15 protein-coding genes are annotated in these 18,987 nt (G+C 69.1%); 4 read left to right on the top strand and 11 right to left on the bottom strand.

What is annotated here, in order from left to right:
- Window positions 1–41 precede the first annotated feature (41 nt).
- Window positions 42–1,337 (top strand): cytochrome P450, encoded by a 1,296-nt coding sequence (locus tag ACIHA7_RS01645; RefSeq protein ID WP_397284473.1) that lies wholly within the window; start codon window positions 42–44, stop codon window positions 1,335–1,337.
- A 6-nt stretch (window positions 1,338–1,343) separates the two neighbouring features.
- Here the strand turns inward: ACIHA7_RS01645 and ACIHA7_RS01640 are convergent, their stop codons facing one another.
- The gene (locus ACIHA7_RS01640; RefSeq protein WP_147129817.1) at window positions 1,344–1,568 is read right to left on the bottom strand and encodes a hypothetical protein; all 225 of its coding nucleotides are present in this window, start codon (window positions 1,566–1,568) and stop codon (window positions 1,344–1,346) included.
- Window positions 1,569–1,799: 231 nt separating this feature from the next.
- Between ACIHA7_RS01640 and ACIHA7_RS01635 the strand changes: the two genes are divergently transcribed.
- Both ACIHA7_RS01635 and ACIHA7_RS01630 read left to right on the top strand, forming a co-directional pair.
- Window positions 1,800–2,630 (top strand): mycofactocin-coupled SDR family oxidoreductase, encoded by an 831-nt coding sequence (locus ACIHA7_RS01635; RefSeq protein WP_397284470.1) that lies wholly within the window; start codon window positions 1,800–1,802, stop codon window positions 2,628–2,630.
- A 122-nt stretch (window positions 2,631–2,752) separates the two neighbouring features.
- Window positions 2,753–4,726, top strand: a complete 1,974-nt coding sequence (locus ACIHA7_RS01630) for a cytochrome c oxidase assembly protein (RefSeq protein WP_397284468.1) — start codon at window positions 2,753–2,755, stop codon at window positions 4,724–4,726.
- Between the two features lie 18 nt (window positions 4,727–4,744).
- On the opposite strand, the gene ACIHA7_RS01625 is transcribed toward ACIHA7_RS01630, so the two are convergent.
- Window positions 4,745–7,018: a heavy metal translocating P-type ATPase gene (locus ACIHA7_RS01625; RefSeq protein WP_397284466.1), complete on the bottom strand. Its 2,274-nt coding sequence runs from the start codon at window positions 7,016–7,018 to the stop codon at window positions 4,745–4,747.
- A gap of 13 nt (window positions 7,019–7,031) precedes the next feature.
- The gene (locus tag ACIHA7_RS01620) at window positions 7,032–7,775 is read right to left on the bottom strand and encodes a zf-HC2 domain-containing protein (RefSeq protein WP_397284464.1); all 744 of its coding nucleotides are present in this window, start codon (window positions 7,773–7,775) and stop codon (window positions 7,032–7,034) included.
- A 141-nt stretch (window positions 7,776–7,916) separates the two neighbouring features.
- Here ACIHA7_RS01620 and sigC point away from each other — a divergent pair, with 141 nt between their 5' ends.
- Window positions 7,917–8,483: an RNA polymerase sigma factor SigC gene (gene sigC / locus ACIHA7_RS01615; RefSeq protein ID WP_397284462.1), complete on the top strand. Its 567-nt coding sequence runs from the start codon at window positions 7,917–7,919 to the stop codon at window positions 8,481–8,483.
- A 5-nt stretch (window positions 8,484–8,488) separates the two neighbouring features.
- Here sigC and ACIHA7_RS01610 read toward each other — a convergent pair whose 3' ends face one another.
- From ACIHA7_RS01610 to ACIHA7_RS01575, 8 genes are read right to left on the bottom strand one after another with little or no spacing between them, the layout of a single operon-like run.
- Entirely contained in the window at window positions 8,489–9,277 is a 789-nt protein-coding gene (locus ACIHA7_RS01610; RefSeq protein ID WP_397284460.1) for an ABC transporter ATP-binding protein, read from the bottom strand.
- Window positions 9,274–10,320 (bottom strand): FecCD family ABC transporter permease, encoded by a 1,047-nt coding sequence (locus ACIHA7_RS01605; protein ID WP_397284458.1) that lies wholly within the window; start codon window positions 10,318–10,320, stop codon window positions 9,274–9,276. The genes ACIHA7_RS01610 and ACIHA7_RS01605 overlap by 4 nt, the downstream gene beginning before the upstream one ends.
- Window positions 10,317–11,369: an ABC transporter substrate-binding protein gene (locus tag ACIHA7_RS01600; protein ID WP_397284456.1), complete on the bottom strand. Its 1,053-nt coding sequence runs from the start codon at window positions 11,367–11,369 to the stop codon at window positions 10,317–10,319. Before ACIHA7_RS01600 ends, ACIHA7_RS01605 begins: the two co-directional genes overlap by 4 nt.
- Window positions 11,363–15,757 carry an amino acid adenylation domain-containing protein gene (locus ACIHA7_RS01595; protein WP_397284454.1) on the bottom strand — a complete coding sequence of 1,465 codons (4,395 nt, stop codon included), beginning with the start codon at window positions 15,755–15,757 and terminating at the stop codon, window positions 11,363–11,365. Before ACIHA7_RS01595 ends, ACIHA7_RS01600 begins: the two co-directional genes overlap by 7 nt.
- The gene (locus tag ACIHA7_RS01590) at window positions 15,754–15,990 is read right to left on the bottom strand and encodes a phosphopantetheine-binding protein (protein ID WP_397284452.1); all 237 of its coding nucleotides are present in this window, start codon (window positions 15,988–15,990) and stop codon (window positions 15,754–15,756) included. Before ACIHA7_RS01590 ends, ACIHA7_RS01595 begins: the two co-directional genes overlap by 4 nt.
- Before the next feature lie 5 nt (window positions 15,991–15,995).
- Window positions 15,996–17,534: a long-chain-fatty-acid--CoA ligase gene (locus tag ACIHA7_RS01585; protein ID WP_397284450.1), complete on the bottom strand. Its 1,539-nt coding sequence runs from the start codon at window positions 17,532–17,534 to the stop codon at window positions 15,996–15,998.
- Window positions 17,531–18,070 carry an FcoT family thioesterase gene (locus ACIHA7_RS01580; protein WP_397284448.1) on the bottom strand — a complete coding sequence of 180 codons (540 nt, stop codon included), beginning with the start codon at window positions 18,068–18,070 and terminating at the stop codon, window positions 17,531–17,533. The genes ACIHA7_RS01585 and ACIHA7_RS01580 overlap by 4 nt, the downstream gene beginning before the upstream one ends.
- Window positions 18,067–18,960, bottom strand: coding sequence for a TauD/TfdA dioxygenase family protein (locus ACIHA7_RS01575; protein WP_397284446.1), 894 nt, complete (start codon window positions 18,958–18,960; stop codon window positions 18,067–18,069). The genes ACIHA7_RS01580 and ACIHA7_RS01575 overlap by 4 nt, the downstream gene beginning before the upstream one ends.
- Between the last annotated feature and the right edge of the window lie 27 nt (window positions 18,961–18,987).

Below are 18,987 nucleotides of genomic sequence, written 5' to 3'. Positions count from 1 at the left end.
GCGTACCGTGAGGGAACTCGACAGCACAGGTGGGGGCCACGATGAAGAGTTGGATCAGGTGGGCGATACTGCACGGCGGTCCGGGTGCGTACCTCCGAATGCGGGCGCGCAGCGGCGATCCCGTGTCCGAGATCTTGGCGGGCCGGCGGGCCGGACCGAACCCCTACCCGTTCGGCGACCGAGTCCGCGCGCAGGGCAGGCTGGTTCGCACACCCTACTCCTGGGCCTCCGCCGACCATGAAGTCTGCCGGAACATTCTGCGCGACAAGAACTTCGGCGTTACCCCGCCGGAGACCATGAACGTGCCCGGCCCGGTGCTGCGGCTGCTGCGGGCGACCGATCCGAAGCTGGCGAACCCGGTGGAGCCGCCGTCGATGCTGATGGTCGATCCGCCGGAGCACACCCGGTACCGCAAGCTCGTCGCGCAGGAATTCACCCCGCGTGCCGTCGCCCGCCTGCGCGATCGGATCGCCGAGGTGACCGACGAGCTCCTGGCCGACCTGGCGACTCGTCCCGCCGCCGACCTGATCCAGGACTTCGCGCGGCTACTGCCGGTGGCGATCATCTGCGAAATCCTCGGTGTGCCGAAGGAGAAGCAGGCCGAGCTACTGGAACTCGGCCACGCGGGCGCGCCACTACTCGATGTCGGAATCTCCTGGCGGGCCTTCCGCGGCGCGATGGCCGCCCTGCGGGACAGTCAGGACTATCTCGAAGGGCACATCGAGCGCTTGCGCGCCGATCCGGGCGACAACATCCTCAGCGAACTGACCGTCGGCGGCCTGCTGACCGAGCCGGAGTTGATGGCTACCGCCACACTGGTCACCGGGGCGGGTTTCGAGACGACGGTCAACCTGCTCGGCAACGGCATCGTGGCGTTGCACGAGAACCCCGATCAACTCGACCTGCTGCGGGCCGAGCCGCACCGGTGGCCCGGCGCCATCGAGGAGATCCTGCGCTACGACAGCCCCGTGCAGATGACCGCTCGAACCGCATTGTGCGACAGGGAGATAGCCGGTCACCACATCGCGCGCGGCGAGATGGTCTCGCTGCTGCTCGGTGCCGCCAACCGCGACCCGGCCGTCTTCGACGACCCCGCGCGATTCGACGTGACCAGACCCAACGCGAAGGACCACCTGTCGTTCAGCAGCGGCGTGCACGCCTGTCTGGGCGCCAGCCTGGCCAGGACGGAGGGCGTGATCGCCCTGTCCGCGCTGTACGAGCGCTTCCCCGCGCTACGGCTCACCGGCACGCCCGAGCGCCGCGGACTGGTCAATCTCCGTGGCTATCAACGGATACCGGCCGTGCCGGGGCTGCCCGCGGCCAGTAGGACCGCCTGATCCCGCTCAGCAGTCGAGCGGGTCGCGCACCAGCATGCCCTCGACCGCGCGCAGCCGGTCGCTCATGGTCGACAGCAGATCGATGGAGTCGTGCGAGAGGCCGACCACGGTGTACATCAGCCTGCGCAGCCGCGGGCTGTCCAGCGCCCGCACCACGGTCACGTCGTAGTCGGTGTCGATAGGTCGGACGAGCTGGTCGAGATCCACGGCGCGGTACTCACAATCGGTCATCTGGCCCCCTGGGACCATTGTGGGCGCGCTGGGCCGCGCGCCTGGGTGTGGTGGCGCAGACGAGTCCTACCGGATGCCGCGACACACACCGCATCCACTTCGTCGCTGCGCCGACCCGGAACGTTTCGTGCGGTGTGCTGGACAATACGAACGTAAACGGCAACCGCACACCGATCCGGCGTGCAACGATGGCCTCGGCCGAACACATACCGATCTGGTGAGGGGCCCGAAATGGGGAATCTCGATGACAAGGTAGCGGTAATCACCGGCGGTGCCCGCGGGCAGGGTCGCGCTCACGCGGTCGCATTGGCCGCGGCGGGCGCCGACGTGGTGGTCTGCGATATCGCCGAGCAGATCGCGAGCGTGCCGTATCCGCTGAGCGCCGAGGACGATCTGGCCGAGACGGCGAAGCTGGTCGAGGAGACCGGGCGCCGCTGCGTGCCGCTCAGGGCCGACGTGCGGAGTCAGACGGAGATGAACGCGGTCGCCCAGCGCGCCATCGATGACTTCGGTCACATCGACATCCTGATCGCCAATGCCGGCATCGCGTCCAACGCGCCGATCGCCGAGATGGGCGACGAGATGTGGCAGGACATGATCGACACCAACCTCAACGGTGTCTTCCACAGCATCCGCGCCGTATTGCCGCACATGATCGAGCGCCGCTGGGGCCGCATCGTGGCCACCTCCTCCATCGTGGCCCGGATGGGCGTGCGCAACGCCGGACACTATGCGGCCGCGAAATGGGGTGTCGTCGGCCTGGTCAAGTCGGTGTCGCTGGAGGTAGTGGAGTACGGGATCACCGTCAACGCGGTGCTGCCCGGCGGCGTGGACACCGACATGATCCAGAATCCGGCGATGTATCGACTGATGCTGCCGGACAAGGAGAATCCCACCAGGGAAGACGTGATGGAGATGTTCGCCGCAGGCCCGCCGAACGGCGATCTGATCGCGCCGGACGAGGTCGCCGACGCGGTATTGCTGCTGGTGTCCGAGCACGGGCGGCACTTCAACGGCGAGGCCCTGACCATCTCCGGCGGAATCAGCGCCAATACCGTCTGACCCGCGCGCCACCATCGACGAAATGTGACCTGCATCGCAGTCGGGTCGGCGCCGGAACTTTCCCGGCGCCGCGGCCGACCGGTCAGCGAGGCCTGGTTCAGGTGCAGCTTTCGTACTCGAGGATGGTGGACGGCAACGTGCAGGTGAAACGCTCGACAGTCCACCTCGTCTGGCTGGTCGCGGCGGCCGTTCTGCTCGCCCTCGTCGTCGGCTCGGTGGTCGAAGCGGGTGCGACGCCGTACCGGGCGGCCGGAACCGCCTATCCCGGATTCGCCGATGTGCTCGTTTACGTGCTGCTGCGCGTTGTCGCCGCACTGGCGGGTGCGACAGCGCTCGGTGCCCTGGTTTACGCGGTGTGTTGTACCGCGGTCACCGGCCGCGGCCGCCTCGATGTCGACGGTTACTCCGGCCTGCGCCTGGCCGAGCGTGCCGGTGTGGTGTGGCTGGTGTCGGCGCTGGCGCTGATCCCGGTTACCGCCGCGAACGTGGGCGGATTGACCGTCTCCAGCCTCTTCCGGCTCGGCGCGCTCGCCCCGCTGATCGACGCCAGCGAGAAGCCGAAGGCGTGGATCGTGGTCGCGCTGCTCGCCGCGGTGGTGACCCTGGGTGCCCGAATCATCCTGTCCTGGAACGGGGCAGCGGTGCTCATGCTGGTGGCCGCCGTCGGGGTGCTGCCACCCGCGATGGTGGGCAACGCGGGGGAGGGGCCGAATCACGACTACGGCACCGGCGCGATGATCATCTTCCAGCTCGCGGTGTCGGTGCTGCCCGGACTGCTGTGGTGCGTCGCGGAACACCTGCGCCGCAACGGGTCACACGCGCGCACCGCGGTACGGCGCGGCGCGGTGCTCGCCCTGCTGTGCCTGGCGGCGGCGGCGCTCAGCGGCGTCGTGCTCTGGCTGATCCTGCTGCCCTGGTCGGATGTGTTCGGCACGGGGTACGGGCGGCTGGCGCTGGTGGTGGTCGCGGTGGGCGCCGACCTCGCGCTGACGATGCGCGTGGTGTTGCGCAACCGGCGTCCCGGCGTACGCACCGCCTTCCTGATCGCCGCAGGCGGCGCGCTTTCCGCGATAGCGCTCGGCGCGACGGTGGCCATGGCGGTACAGCCCGCCCCCGCCTTCGCCGATCGCTCGTTCACCGCGCAGCAGGTGTTCCTCGGCTTCGACCTGTTCGACCGGCCGAACCTGCTGCGGCTGATGACGTTGTGGCGCTTCGACATTGTGCTCGGCACCGCCGCGGTCGCCGCGATCGTGCTGTACACGCTCGGCGTGCTGCGGTTGTGGGGGCGCGGCGACGAATGGTCGAAGTGGCGCACCATTTCGTGGATCAGCGGCTGTGTTGCGCTGCTGATCGCCACCTCGTCGGGCGTCGGCACCTACGGGTTCGCGATGTTCAGCATGCACATGATCACGCACATGGCCTTGAACATGTTCGTGCCGGTGCTGCTGGTACTCGGCGCGCCGGTGACCCTGCTGCTGCGCGCGGTCCCGGCGGCCCAGCGCGGTCAGGTGCACGGTGTGCGCGAATGGGTACTCGCGCTGCTGCATTCGCGACCGACCGCGGTGATCGCCCACCCCGCGACCGCGCTGTCGTTGTTCGTGATCTCGCTCTACGGCCTATATTTCACCCCGCTGTTCGAGAGCCTGATCCGCTACCACTGGGGGCACGTGCTGATGAACGTGCACTTCCTGATCGTCGGCTACCTGTACTACTGGGGCATCATCGGCGTCGACCCTGGCCCGCGGCGGCTGCCGCATCTGGGCAGGCTCGGCATGTTGTTCGCGGTCATGCCTTTTCACGCTTTCTTCGGCGTCGCGGTGATGTCGATGAACACCGTGATCGGGTCGCGTTTCTACACGAACCTGCAACTGCCGTGGCGGATCGACCTGCTCGCCGATCAGCGCGTCGGCGGCGGAATCGCCTGGGTCTCCGGCGAAATCCCGATCCTGCTCGTGGTCGGCGCGCTGCTCACCCAGTGGGTGGCCCAGGATCGCCGCACCGCGGTGCGCACCGACCGCAAGGACGACGACTACGGCGACTCCGACCTCGCCGCGTACAACGCCATGCTGGACCAACTGGCCCAGTCCCGCCGCTGACACCGGCCGAGCGCGTGGCTACCGAGCGAAGCGAACGCGCCGCAGCCGCAAGCTGTTCGAGACCACGAAGAACGAGGAGAACGCCATGGCCGCGCCGGCGATCAGCGGATTGAGGAAGCCGAGGGCGGCCACCGGAATGGCGATCACGTTGTAGCCGAAGGCCCACACCAGGTTTCCCTTGATGGTGCGCAACGTGGCATGCGCCAGCTCGATGGCGTCGGCGACCGCGCCGAGGTCCTCGCGCACCAGGATGACGTCGGCGGCGGCGATCGCCACATCGGTGCCCGCGCCGATCGCCATGCCGAGGTCTGCGGTGGCCAGCGCCGCACCGTCGTTGATGCCGTCGCCGACCATCACCACGCGGCGGCCCTGCTCCTGCATGCGGGCGATCAGCTCGACCTTGCCCTCCGGAAGCAGTTCGGCGACAACCTCATCGATGCCGATCTCGTCGGCCACCGACTGCGCCGCGTAGGCGTTGTCGCCGGTGAACATCATGACCCGCAGCCCGAGCCGGTGCAGCCGGGCGATGGCGGCGGCCGCGGTGTCCTTGACGGTGTCGGCCACCGCGATCACCGCGACGACCGCTCCGTCCACGGCGACCAGCACCACGGTGCGCCCGCAGCGTTCCTGTTGCCGGACAGCGCGCTGCATATCCTGCGGGATCTCGATGCCTCGATCGTCGAACAGCCGCGATCGGCCGACCAGCACGCGGCGGCCGTCCACCGTGCCGCGGGCCCCCAATCCCGGTAGCGCTTCGAAGGATTCGACGGCGGGCAATTCCTCGACCGCGTCGCGGGCGTGGCGGGTGATCGCCGCGGCCACCGCGTGTTCGGACGCCGCCTCCACCGCACCGGCCAGGCGCAGCACCTCCGCCGTGTGGAACGGCGCGCGTTCGGTCACCGCGGCCACGCTCATCGCGCCGTTGGTGACCGTGCCCGTCTTGTCCAGCACGACCGTGTCGACGTCGCGGGTGGCTTCGAGCGCCTGATGCCCCTTGATGAAAATGCCGAGCTGCGCACCGCGTCCGGACGCCACCATCAGCGCAGTCGGGATGGCCAGGCCGAGCGCGCACGGGCACGCCACCACCAGCACCGCCAGCGCGGCGGCCGCCGCCCGATCCGCGCCTGCGCCGGTGATCAGCCAGGTCACGAAGGTCACCGCCGTCAGCAGGAAGACGAACGGAACGAACACCGCCGACACCCGATCGGCGATCCGTTGCATGCGCGCCTTGCCGGTCTGGGCCTGTTCGACCAGCCGGATCATCCCGGACAACTTCGTATCCGCCCCTACCGCAGCGGCTTCCACGATCAGGCGGCCGGTGAGCGCGGTGGTGCCGCCGATCACCGCCATGCCCGCCGTCACGTCGACGGGGAGCGATTCACCGGTCATCGCGCTGGCGTCGACGCTCGAGGCACCGGCTACGACAAGGCCGTCCGTGGCGATCGTCTCCCCAGGGCGCACCACGAAGCGCTGCCCTTCCACGAGTTCGCCGATGGGCACGCGTAATTCGCGGTCGTCGCGGGTCAGCACGGTGACCTCGCGGGCGCCGAGCGCGGCGAGCGCACGCAGCGCACTGCCCGCCGAGCGCTTGGCTTTCGCCTCGAAATACCGCCCCGCCAAGACGAACGCGGTGACACCGGCGGCTACCTCGAGGTAGATCGCGTCACTGGCCCAGATCGCCGCCCAGACCCCATCGGGCGCAGGCCCGGAACGGTTGGGGTGCAGGAACATGGTGTCCAGCGACCACAGCGTCGCGGTGAGCACACCGACCGAGACCAGGGTGTCCATGCTGGCCGCACCGGCCTTGGCATTGGCGAAAGCCTTGCGGTGGAACGGCGCCGCCGACCAGACCACCACGGGCAGCGCGAGCGCGGTGAGGATCAGTTGCCAGCCGGTGATCCGGGTGGACGGGATGGTGGCGAACATCACCGAGAGATCGGCCAGCGGAAAGAACGCCATCAACGCGACGACCAGCCGCCGCAGCAGATCGCTGACCTGTGCGTCCTCCGGGGTTGCCCGGATCGTCTCGGCGCGGTCGGTGACCGGCGCCGCACCGAAGCCGGTGGCCTCGACCTCGGCGCACAGCTGCTCGGCGGTGTGGTCGCCGACCGCGTCGATCGTGGCGATGCCGGTGGCGTAGTTCACCGACGCGGTGACCCCGTCGATCTTGTTGAGCTTGCGTTCCACCCGGGTGGAGCAGGCCGCGCAGCTCATACCGGTGACGGCCAGCGAGATGCGGGCCGGCGCGGCGGTCGAGTCGGGTCGAGTGATCGGGTCGAGCTCGATGGTCATGAAAATCCGTTCCTCACGCGGCGGGATCCTGGGTCGAACGAAGGTGCCGGGTGCGCCTGCCGAGCTGGGCACCCGGCGGTAGCACCAGATCGGTGGGGACCCGGTCGCTGGTCGGTGGCGAGCTTTCCGGGCGGCGGGTCCGGTGCACGACCACGACCAGCACCAACGCGATCACGAGCAGGCCGTGCGAGAGCACCCGGGCGACCGGCACCACACCGGAGTACAGATCGGACACGACGAACGCGCTCAGCGCGACGACCAGCACGCCGAGCACCGGCAGCACGCCTGCGGCGGCGTGCGGTCGCAGCGCGCAGTAGAGGAACCCGACGCCGATGGCAAGGCTCCACGCGGTGCTCTCGTTGAGCAGGTGGCGGGTCATCTCGGCGGCGTGGTGGTGGCTCATGCCGAAGTCGACACCGGCCAGCTGGGCCAGCGCCAACGCGCATTGCAAGACACCGAGCAGGCCGAGCAGTAGGCGAGCGGTCACGGTCCGCGAGGTCGGCACGGCGGCACGCAATCTGGACAGCGGTGACGGCTGCGGCCGCTCCAGCTCGGCGGCGGCGAAGATCGCGTCGGTCAGGTCCGGCGCGTACGACGAGCCGCCGCGCAACCGCTTCGAGGTCTCCACCGCGGCGACGTACCAGGAGCAGCACTCGGCGCACTGCTCCAGGTGTTCGTCCACCCTGGCCGCGGGAACGGTCTCGCGCTCGCCGTCGATCCGAGCCGACAGCGCCGTCCGGCACACTTTGCACTCCACGTCCAGATTGTCGTCTATCCGGACACCGAAGTTCCCGCAGGTTGTCCTCGGTGGCGACGGTCACCGCGCCCGCCGGGTGACCCGGATTACGGTCACCGGGCCGGTCTCTCGCCGCGGCAACCGCCGGTTATTGTCGACACCATGCCGACGCCCGCCGAGGATGACGAGACGACCCGCCTGGCACTGGCGGCGGCGCGCGGCGACCGGCAGGCGCTGGAGGCTTTCATCCGGGCCACCCAGAAAGACGTGTGGCGACTGCTCGCCCATCTGACCGAGGTGGGCCGGGCCGACGACCTGACCCAGGAGACCTACCTGCGCGCCCTCGGCAGCATCAAGCGCTTCGAGGGCCGCGCCAGCGCGCGCACCTGGCTGCTGTCCATCGCGCGCCGCGTCGTGGTCGACCAGGTGCGGATGGCGGTGGCGCGGCCGAAGATCGCGCACGGCGTCGACTGGGCCGCTGCGGCCGATCGGCAGGTGCCGCGGCGCGACGGGCTCACCGAGATCGTCGAACTCAACCTGCTGCTCGACGACCTGGCGCCGGAGCGGCGCGAGGCGCTGGTGCTCACCCAGGTGCTCGGCCTGTCCTACGCGGAGGCGGCGGCGGTGTGCGGCTGCCCGGTGGGCACGGTGCGCTCGCGGGTGGCGCGGGGCCGCGAGGATCTGGTCGCCGCGACCCGATTCGGCGGCAGGCGGCGTGCGCACGGCTGAGGCGGTCACAGCTCGGCCAAAGGGTTTGCGGCGTACTGCAATCGGATGACTCCGTCCGCGTGCTTCGTCGCCGTGGCGTGCACCCCGAACACCGTGCGGAGTAGCTCCGGCGTCATCACCTCGAGCACCCCGCCCGCCGCGACGACGCGGCCGTGGTCGAGGACGACCAGCCGGTCGCAACAGCGGACGGCGAGGTCGAGTTCGTGCAGCACCGCCAGGGTGGTGATGCCGGTGGACCGGATCAGGTCGAGGAGTTCGAAGCGGGCGCGGACGTCGAGATGGTTGGTCAGTTCGTCGAGTACCAGCAGGCGTGGTTGTTGCGCGAGGGCTCGGGCGAGCAGGACGCGCTGACGTTCACCGCCGGACAGGGAGCCGACGGTGCGGTCGGCGTAGGCGCTGACGCCGGTTCGCGCCATGGCGTCCGCGACGGCGAGGTGGTCGGCCGCGGTGTCCCGGCTGAACAGGGCGTGGTGTGGATTGCGGCCGAGGCCGACCACTTCGGCGACGGTCGATTCCGGTGCGCCGGAACCGTTCTGGAGCACCGCCGCGGTGGTCTGCGCCGCCGTGCGTACCGGCATCCCGGTGATGTCGGCACCATCGATCGCGATGATGCCCCCGGCAGGTCGAAGTGATCGATAGACGGTGCGCAGCAGCGTGGTCTTGCCGCTGCCATTGGGGCCGACCAGGCCGACGACCGCGCCGGGTGGCGCGTGCAGGGTCACCTTGTCCAGGACGGCGGCGTCGCCGAACATGACCCGCACTCCGGCAACCGACAATTCGGCCGAGGCGCTCATGCCGGCCCACCGTTGCGGCGCAGCAGCCAGAGGAAGAACGGCGCGCCGAACGCCGCGGTGAAGATACCGAGCGGCAACTCGTTGGGTGCGTCGACCGTGCGGGAAAGCAGGTCTACCGCAACCAGATACGCGGCACCGAACACGGCGGACAGCGGCAGCACCCGCCGGTGATCCAGGCCGAAGCCGAGCCGGACCAGATGCGGAATCATCAAGCCGACGAAGCCGACGCCGCCGGCCACCGCGATCAGCACGCCCGTCAGCAGCGAGGCGAGCACCAGCAGGACAATCCGGAGCGTGCGCACATCGACGCCGAGCGCGGTGGCCTGCTCGTCGCCGGTGCCGAGCACATTGAGCCGACGCCCGAAGGCGAGCACGACGGCGACGGTCACCAGCACCACCACGGTCACCGGGCCGAGCCGGTCCCAGCTCGCTCCGGCGACGCTGCCCATCGTCCAGAACATCACCGCCCGTAGCTCATTCGGCGAGGCGCGCAGTTGGAGGTAGTTCGTGGCGGCCAGCAAGAGGTACCCCACCGCGACCCCGGCCAGCACCAGCCGGGTCGGCACCAGGGTGCCGCGTTGCTGCCCGAGCAGGAAAACCACCGCGATGGTCGCGACCGCGCCGCAGAAGGCCGCGGCGCTCACCCCGACACCGCCCAGGACGCCGCCGGTCGTCACGATGACGGTCACCGCGCCGAGCGAAGCACCGGAGGACAATCCGAGCACATACGGGTCGGCCAGCGGATTGTTCACCAGCGCTTGCAGAATCACGCCGGCCACCGCGAGACCGCAGCCGCAGAGTGCGGCCAGGATCACCCGGGGCAGGCGGTAGTGCCAGACGATCTGGTCGACGGTGAAGCCGACATCCGGTGTCTTGCCGGACACATGGGCCAGGATCACTCGTCCGGTGTCGGCAACCGAGACGGTGACCGAGCCCGCGGCGATCGACAGCAGCATCACGGCGAGCAGCACCGCGGCCGAGATCGCGAGCACGATCGGCAGCGGTGTCCGTGCCAACGGCGCGCGGGTGGCGGTCCGGGTCATCGGAACTGCTCGGGGTGCACCAGTTGCGCGATGCGCCGCACCGCGACGTCGTTGCTCGGACCGAGGTAGATCGAGTCCGACAGCACCGCATAGCTCTTGGTCCGCGTGGCCGCCCACTGGGGGAATTGCGCGAGTATGCGTTCGGCGACCGCGTCGATGTCGGGGCTGCGGTAGTTGACCACGATGAGCCCGTCGATCGGCGTCACCGCGAGTTGTTCTTTGCTGATTGTCACGAACGTGGTGCCGTCGTCGCGATCGAACGAGTTCACCCCGCCCGCCTTGCCGATCACGTCGTTCCAGATGCCGTCCGCCGCGATGGCGGAGAAGTCCGAGGAATCGCCCATCCCCATGCCGGGGAAGACGAGCAGCACGTTCTTCTTCGGTTGTCCGGCAACCCGGTTCGCCGTCTCGGCGATCGCGCGCCGCGAGTCGGCGATGAGCCGCTCGGCCCGGCCCGGCACGTCGAAGATGGTGCCGAGATCGCGCAGCAGCGCGTAGCTGTCCTCGATCGTCGGCGTGCCGGTGACGGCACCGGTGACCCCGCAGTTCGCGCGGGGCACATAGGTATTGGCGCCCGCGGCGGCCAGCTCGTCGCGGGTAGCGAATCCCTGGTCGGCGGCGAAACCGCCACCACCGGTGGATATCACCAGGTCGGGGTGCTGGTTCAGCATCGCTTCGCGGGGGATGTCCTGGAGACTGTTCGGGGTGATTCGACCGGTGGGCAGCGCGTCGATCGCGGCGGCCCGGTCCGGCACGTCGGAGGCGCCGTAGGACTGTGCGTTGGCCACCACGCGGTCGGCGACGCCGAGCGCGAGCAGCGCGGACACCTCGCCGACGGAGCCGCCGTTCATCACGACGACGCGCTTCGGTGCCTCGGTGAAGGTGTAGGTCTTGCCGCAATTCTCCAGGGACACTGGGTATTCGGTGACCCCTTCGGTGGCCGCCGCGGACGGCCGATGGTCCGCCGCGTCGGTGACCGTGGTCGTGCAGCCGGTGACGGCGAGGGTGCTTGCCGCGAGTGCCAGCAGCAGCGCGCGTTTCATCAGCATGGGTGCCTCTTCGATCGTTGCGCCGCGGCCGGTGGCGGCGGCAGGAAACGGGTGTCGATCAGGTAGTCGATCCCGGCGATGAGAGCGGCGGCGGGATCCGGTTGCGGGAGTGGTGGATCGAGTGCGGCGGAGTTGTCATGCCCGTAGCTGACGGCGGCGCCGGGGGAAACCATGTGCGCGGCATGCGCGCGAGCGATGGTCAGCGCATGGTCGTCTTGCGCGGAGGCTTGGTCCGCCATAGCGGTCAACCGCGCGTGCCACATCGAAGCGGGGATCGCGGCGATCGGGTAACCGCGTGCACGCAGTGCGTCGATGACAGTGTCGAAGGTCAGCGGTCGGCGGCTGGTCAGGTGGTAGGTCGAGGCCGTCGTGGGGTGGGCGACAAGATGGGTGACGACGGCGGCGACCCAGTCCACCGGTACCAGGTCGAGGGTGCTCGCGGCATAGCTCTCGTCGGGGACAGCCTCGAGCACGACCATCGCGCGGATCAGACTCCAGAACGCGTCGTCCGGGCCGCAGACGCCGGTCACCGAGTGGCCGCCGATGCGACCGGGCCGGTACACGGTGACCGGCACGCCACGGTGGGCGGCGGCGTACACCAGGCCCTCCGCTACCCACTTGCTTGCGACATAACCGTTGTGCGGCAGCGACGTCGCGGCCACCCGTCGGTCTGCACGGAGGATCGGTGGGTTGCCATCGGCCGCGAACGCGGTGTCGATGGAGGAGATGAAGTGGACCGGCTTGGTCGTGCCGGTGGCCGCGAGGCGCAGAATGCGTTCGGTGCCTTCGACATTCGCCGGACGGAGTTGGGCGTACGGCTCGAAGTGGTGGACTCGGGCGCCGTTGTGCACGATCACATCGACGGTGTCGGCCAGCTGTTGGTAGCGCGTCGGCGAAAGGGCGAGCCGGGGGAGGGCGAGGTCGCCCGCGATGGCCGTGACCCGATTCGCGGTCGGAGCGTCGAGACCGTAACGCGCGCAGCATGCTTCGATGCGACGCCGTGCCGCGGCATCGTCGTCTGCCCGGACCAGGCAGTACACCTGATAGTCGGTGCGTTCGAGCAAGGCGGCGAGCAGGAACGCGCCGAGAAATCCGGTCGCGCCGGTCAGCAATATCGTGTGTGGCCGCGTCCGCGGTTCGGCCGTCGTGCGGATGGTGTCGTCGAGCCTGGTGTCTGCTTCGAGGTCCGCTGCCGTCCACGTCGCCCCGCCGTCCCGGCCGGACTCGAGGCGTTCGGCGAGCCCGGCGACGGTGGGTGTGTCGAACATGACGCGCAGATCCCACCGCACCCCGAACGCCTCCCGAGCGGCGTTGAGCACCTTCGCCGCACGCAACGAATGCCCGCCACGTGCGAAGAAGTCGTCATCTATGCCGACCGACTCGACCTCGAGTGCCTCGGCGAACAATCGGGCCAGCGCGCGCTCGGTGGGTGTGCGCGGGGCTCGGCCGGAGGGTCCGGCGTCCGGCGGCGCGGGCAGTGCGGCTCGATCCAGCTTTCCGTTCGTGGTGTGCGGCAGACGATCCAGCGTGACGTACACCGACGGCACCATGTAGTCGGGTAGCCGTCCGGCCAGGTGGGCGCGGAGGTGTTGCGCCTCGGGCACACTCGCGCCGGGCGTGGGCACCACATAGGCGACAAGGACTTCGCCGTGGATACGCACCGCCGCCGCGCCGATCTGCGCATGTTCGGTGAGCGCGCCCGTCACCTCGCCTTCCTCGATGCGATAGCCGCGCAACGACAGCTGGCTGTCGTCGCGGCCCAGATACTCCAGCCGGCCGTCGCTGTGCCATCGCACCAGATCGCCGGTGCGGTAGAGCCGACCGCCGTTCGCGTCGAACGGGTCGGCCACGAATCGTGTCGCGGTCGCGGCAGACGCACCGAGATACCGCTGCCCGACCGGCATGCCGCCGATGTATAGCTCGCCGATGACTCCGGGCGGCACCGGCCGCAGGCGTCTATCCAGGACGTGGCAGCGGCCGTTGCTGACGGGAGTTCCGATCGAGGGTGTGGGGTGCGCGGCGAGGGTGGTCCAGGTGGCGTCGACAGTGCATTCCGTTGGGCCGTAGAGGTTGTAGACCGAGATGCCCGGCTCGGCGCGCAGCGTGGTCCACAAGGCCGGGTCGGCAGCTTCGCCGCCCAGCGCCAGCACCTCCGGCCGATGGGCTCCGGCGAGTAGCCCTGCGGCCAGCAGTTCACGCGCGAAAGTCGGTGTGACATCGAGGAAGTCGATACGCCGGTCCCTGATGTAGCGCACCAGCCGGTCGGGGTCGCGCCGTAGGTCGTCGTCGATGAGATGCAGCTCGTGTCCCGCGAGCAGCCAGAGCAGCCCTTCCCACGCGGTGTCGAAGGTCAGCGATGCGGTGAGCGCCGCGCGCATCCGTCGCCCACCGCGCGCCGCCACCGCGGGCTCGATGAGATGCTCGCGATGGTGGTGGTAGAGGTTCAGCACCGAGCCGTGTGAAATCACCACGGCCTTGGGAGTTCCGGTGGTGCCCGAGGTGTGGATCACCCAGGCCGGGTGCTCGGGGTGCAGGCGGATCGGCGGATGGGCGTGCGGGACGGCCGGTAGGCCACCGTCATCCAGCACGACGGCTCGGTCGCGTAGTGCGGTGGGAATCATGGTGGTCAGCGCGGTCGTGGTCACGATGGCGGCGAGCTCGGTCCCCTCGGTCAAACCCTCCAGCAGCAGCGCCGATCGTGCCACGGGCTGCCCGGGGTCGAGCGGGACATAGGTTGCACCACAAGCCAGTACGGCGAACAGCGCGGCGATCGCGTCGCCGGTGCGCGGAAGCAGCACCGCCACGGCGTCGCCAGGGCGAGTACCCGCTGCGGTCAGCGTGGCACTCAGTAGTTGTGTCCGGCAGTCGAGTTCGGCATAGGTGAGCGCCTGCCCGGCACCGGTGTCGACGAGCGCCGTAGCCGTCGGGGTGCGGGCGACCTGGTCCGTCAGCAAGTCGGGCACGGTGCCGTCGTGCCGAGTACGCGAGGGGCCGCTGCTGTTGGCACGCAACGACTCTCGTTCTCCCGGCAGGAACAGATCGGCCGCGGCGAGGGTGCGATCGGGCTCCGCCAGGATGCGGCGGAGAAACGTAGTGAAGCGCCGAAGATGCGTCGTCAGCTCCGCCGCTGTGTACGAACTCGGATGGCCGTCGAGATACAGCGTCGGCCCGGCGCCATCCATCCGGTCGTACAGGTTGAAGACCAGATCGTCGATCATGCCCGCGGTGACATTGCGGACCGTGCTGGTGCATGCACCGAAGCGCAGGTCGTAGTCGAACAGCATGATGTTGACCGAGGGCCCGTACATGCTGCGGTCGCTGCCGACCAGACCGAGGTCCCGGCGCACCTGCTCGCTGCGGTAGCGCTGATGACGGCGGCTACGGACCAGTTGACGCGCGATCTGGTCGGTCAGCTCGGTCAGCGTCGGGTCGTCCGCGCAATCGGCCCACAGGGCCACCCCGTTAAGCGTCATGCACGGCACCCGCAACGCGGGCGTCCCGGTCCGTAGCATCACCGGCAGCGCGAGACACACCTGCGCGGCGCCGGTCATCCGGTGTAGGTAAGCGGCGACCGCCGCGGTGAACACGTCGGTCCAATTGGCGCGGGTGGCCTGCGCGACGCGTCGCAGCAGCGCGACGATCTCGGTGTCGAGCGTGGTGAACTCACGAAGTATCCGGCCCGCAGCGGAACTCGTACGTGGTGCGGCACCGGACAGGGTCACGGGGGCAGGCCGATCGCGGAGGTAATCGAGCCAGAACGCGCGATCACGGTCGAGTTCGGCGGAGTCCGCGTACGAGAGATCGGCCGCCAGCACCGCATCCCAATCCCCGAAGGCGTACGGCGGCGGCGATGTTCCGGCCACCGAGGCGGTGTACAGCTCGGCCACCCGTCGCGCGATCAGGGCCATGCCGTAGCCGTCGAGCAGGATGTGGTGCACCCGGTGATACCAGAGCGTCCGCTGCGCCCCGAGCCGGAAGACGATGTGCGCGAAGAGCGCATCGTGTGCCAGGACCACCGGCCGCGCGACATCCCGATCCATCAGCTCGACTGCCGCGTGCAGCGGATCCGGCGCACCCGAAACATCCACCACCTGAACCGCCCAGTCGTGGGCTGCGCTGATCTGCCGAGGGCCGTCCTCGACGAACCGAACATGCAGCGCCGCAGCCTCATCGACTGCCGTGCGAATCGCGGCAACCAGCTTCGCAGGCACGACCGGACCCGAGATCTCCACGTACTCGGCGATATTGAAGGCGGTCGAGGCCGGGTCCAGCTGCTGCCCGAGCCAGACACCGAGCTGTGCGGCGGTCAACGGTCGCGCGGTAACCGAACCGACGGCCCCACCTTGCGGGCGCTCGGCCCCGTCGACCGCTCGGGCAGGCGCGCTCACGACGCGGACCGCGGGGCGAGCAGCGGCCACCAGGCGGCAAGGGTGGGGTTCTCGGCCAGGTCCACGAAGGCCGGTGCGGCGCCGCGCGACTTCCACCGCTCGATCAAGCCGATCAGCCGCACCGAGTCGAGTCCGGCGGCGAACAGATCCTCGGTGTCGCCCACTTCGTGTGGTTCGAGATACAGCACGTCGGCGATGTCCGCACGCACGCTGTCGTAGCTGAGAGGTTCCATCGCGCTCAGTTGACCTGTCTGTCCCGGTCGGCCCAGAACCGATCGCGCAGCTGCCAGCGCAGGATCTTGCCGCTGGGATTGCGCGGAATGCGGTCGACGAACTCGAAGCGCACCGGAATCTTGAACCACGCCAGCTGCTCCCGGCAGAACGTCATCAGCTCGCGCACCCGAACCTGCGCACCGGGCCGGCACGCGACGAACGCATGCACCGACTCGCCGAGGATGTCGTCGGGTACGCCGATCACCGCCGAATCCGCCACGGCGGGATGCCGGGCCAGGGCATTCTCGATCTCGGCGGGATAGATGTTCTCGCCGCCGACAATGATCATGTCCTTCAGGCGGTCTCGGATATACAGGTAGCCGTCGGCATCCACGTATCCGGCGTCGCCGGTGTGGATCCAGCCGTCGATCAGTGTCTGCGCCGTGGCCTCGGGCATGTTCCAGTAACCGAGCATGGCGGCGGGCGAGCGCAGGCAGATCTCGCCCACCTCGCCGGGTGGCCGCTGCGTGCCGGACGAATCGATGATCCGCACGGACACACCGGGATACGGCCTGCCCGCCGCAGCCAGCCGCGGGTTGCCTGCCACGTGGTCCGCCGGCGGCAGGCAGATCGCGGTATTGCCCGTTTCGGTGAGGCCGTAGATCTGCGCGAACTCGGCGTCGAAGAGCTCCAATGCCGCCCGCAGCAGCGTCTCCGAGATCGGCGATCCGCCGTAGACGACTTTGCGCACCGACCCGACGGCCGCAGGCGTCACCCGAGGTTCGCCGAGGATCAACCGCAGCATCGACGGGACGACACACATGGTGGTGATCCGGGCTTCCTCGATGAGCGCCGCCGCGGTGGTGCTGTCGAACCGTGGCATCGCCACATTGGTGATACCTGCCGCGAAACCTTGCATAGCCCACCAGATTCCACCTACGTGAAAGCCTGGGATACCGATGAGGTTGCGGTCTCCGTCGCGAAAGTCGATCCAGTCCAGCCCGGCCTGGTCGAGCAGGTCCGCGATGGCGAAGAAGCTACGTTGCGCCAGCACAACACCTTTGGGCAGTCCTGTGGTGCCGCTGGTGTACAGCTGGATCACCGCGCCGTCGCGACCCGATGGCCGTTCCCCGGAATCCGGGTCGGCGACGTCGGCGAGCCATCCGGCGAACTCGTCGCCGTCCATGCGGACCGAGCGCACGTGCGGCGCGGCGGATCTCGCGATGCCCGCGGTATCGGCGTCGACCAGCACCAGCGCGCTGCCGGAGTCCCGGATGATGTGTTCGACCTCCGGCGCGGTCAGCCGGAAGTTGATCGGCACCAGCACCGCGCCGAGCCGCGCGCAGGCGAAGAACAGGGCGTAGTAGTAGACGGACTCTTGGCCGAGGTACGCCACCCGGCTGCCCGTACCGATATCCGAGGCACGCAATGCTCGGGCCAGTCGGATGCTGTCGGCGTGCAGGCGTGCGTATTCGAGACCTGTTCCCGCGCATGAGATCGCAAGGATGTCTGGGCGGTTCCGCGCGTGCTCGGCGAGGATCGAAGTCACCGTGGGTGCGCTCATCCCATCGCTCCCAGCGGTTGTTCCACATCGACAATGGCCAACCGCACCGTGCCCGCGCAGCGACCCCCCGCGTCGTCCCAACACCGGAACGACGTGTCCAACGAGGTGAACGGCGCACCATCGGTCGAGCTGACGCGTTCCTGGCTACCCGCGAGGATGAACTCACCGTAGAACCGCCGCGGATCGATCGGCCGTCGATACTCGCTGTCCAGCCTGGTGATCAGGATGCCGGGCAGCTGGCGCCGCCAGTAGTCGTCCATGGTCCAGCCGCCGAACACCGGACCGACGCGGTGGCGCACCAGCACCGCGATGGTCTGGTAGAGCATCTGGTTGTAACAGATGTTCACCTCGACCGAGTTGAGGTGACCGGTCGCGTCGATGTAGCAGGACTCGGCGATCTCGAAAATGCCGGTGGCCGTCGCCTGTTCGCCCCGCGCCTCGACCGTCAGCGCACGCAGATAACGGCAGTGCGGCTTGTAGCAACGCAGCACCTCCGACAGCAGCAACGGATCGTCGGCGAATACCTCCCCGGTCACGCCGGGACGCCTTCGTCGTCGTACACGGTGACCCGGTGCGACACCGCGGGCTCACCGGTGGTGGTGTGCAGCGCCCGGTGCACCAGGCTGCGGTTGTCCCAGATGAGCAGATCGCCGCGCTCGAAAGTCTGTAGCCGGATCGCCGGGTGCGCGAAGGTGTCGTCCAGTTGTCCGGTGGCGGAGAGCAACTCGTGCAGTAGATCGGGCCGGTCGGTGCCGTCGGCCGCGGTGATGGACTCGGTGAGGCCCTCGCTGACGTACACGACAGGCTCCCCGGTGTGCGGGTGCGCGTGCACCGTCGGCAGCGTCACCGGCGGCGTCTTCCGCTCGATCTCGGCGAGCAACTCGGAGACGGGCCGGTAGACGTCGCTCGGCCGGATCTTGAAGTAGCGGCGCACGCTGTGCGTCGCGACGGTGTCGGTGACGGCCCGCCGCAGATCGGGGCTGAGGTCGCGGTAGGCGCGGGCCAGGTCGATGAAGTAGGTACCCCGGCTGTGCGTCGGCACCACCTGGGTGTGGGTGAACGTCAGGTCGAACGGCCGCGCCATGAACTGGTAGTCCGAATGCCAGAATTTCCCGGTCTTCGGTACCCCCACCCGCTGCGGGCCGGTGTCGACATTGGACGACACGAACACCTCGGGCACCTGCGGGTGGTGGTAGATCGGCTCGTAGTAGCGCGCCGGATCACCGAAACCGCTTGCCAGCGCGACGAATTGGTGCGGATCGAGCTCGATGCCCTTGATCACCGCGATCCGCTCGCGGTACACGGCGCGCTTGACCGCGCGGACATCGTCGGGCGAGGTGGGGTCGAAGTCCTCGACCACCACACCGAAATCTCCCTGCGGGCTGATCCGCATGGCTGTTCGCTGCATGACCAGGTAGTCGGCCAACTACGCCTTGTAGTTCCCGGGCATATC

Origin of the sequence: Nocardia sp. NPDC052316 (assembly GCF_044547795.1) — a bacterium.
Classification (GTDB): Bacteria; Actinomycetota; Actinomycetes; order Mycobacteriales; family Mycobacteriaceae; genus Nocardia.
Note: the sequence above shows the minus strand (reverse complement) of the source record. Positions and strands in the feature narration are given on the sequence as shown.

What these genes read in the sequence shown, in the direction of transcription:
- ACIHA7_RS01645 (WP_397284473.1), top strand. Translation starts at nt 42, where the DNA reads ATGAAGAGTTGGATCAGGTGGGCGATACTGCACGGCGGTCCGGGTGCG.
- ACIHA7_RS01640 (WP_147129817.1), bottom strand. Translation starts at nt 1,568, where the DNA reads ATGACCGATTGTGAGTACCGCGCCGTGGATCTCGACCAGCTCGTCCGA.
- ACIHA7_RS01635 (WP_397284470.1), top strand. Translation starts at nt 1,800, where the DNA reads ATGGGGAATCTCGATGACAAGGTAGCGGTAATCACCGGCGGTGCCCGC.
- ACIHA7_RS01630 (WP_397284468.1), top strand. Translation starts at nt 2,753, where the DNA reads ATGGTGGACGGCAACGTGCAGGTGAAACGCTCGACAGTCCACCTCGTC.
- ACIHA7_RS01625 (WP_397284466.1), bottom strand. Translation starts at nt 7,018, where the DNA reads ATGACCATCGAGCTCGACCCGATCACTCGACCCGACTCGACCGCCGCG.
- sigC (WP_397284462.1), top strand. Translation starts at nt 7,917, where the DNA reads ATGCCGACGCCCGCCGAGGATGACGAGACGACCCGCCTGGCACTGGCG.
- ACIHA7_RS01610 (WP_397284460.1), bottom strand. Translation starts at nt 9,277, where the DNA reads ATGAGCGCCTCGGCCGAATTGTCGGTTGCCGGAGTGCGGGTCATGTTC.
- ACIHA7_RS01605 (WP_397284458.1), bottom strand. Translation starts at nt 10,320, where the DNA reads ATGACCCGGACCGCCACCCGCGCGCCGTTGGCACGGACACCGCTGCCG.
- ACIHA7_RS01600 (WP_397284456.1), bottom strand. Translation starts at nt 11,369, where the DNA reads ATGCTGATGAAACGCGCGCTGCTGCTGGCACTCGCGGCAAGCACCCTC.
- ACIHA7_RS01590 (WP_397284452.1), bottom strand. Translation starts at nt 15,990, where the DNA reads ATGGAACCTCTCAGCTACGACAGCGTGCGTGCGGACATCGCCGACGTG.
- ACIHA7_RS01585 (WP_397284450.1), bottom strand. Translation starts at nt 17,534, where the DNA reads ATGAGCGCACCCACGGTGACTTCGATCCTCGCCGAGCACGCGCGGAAC.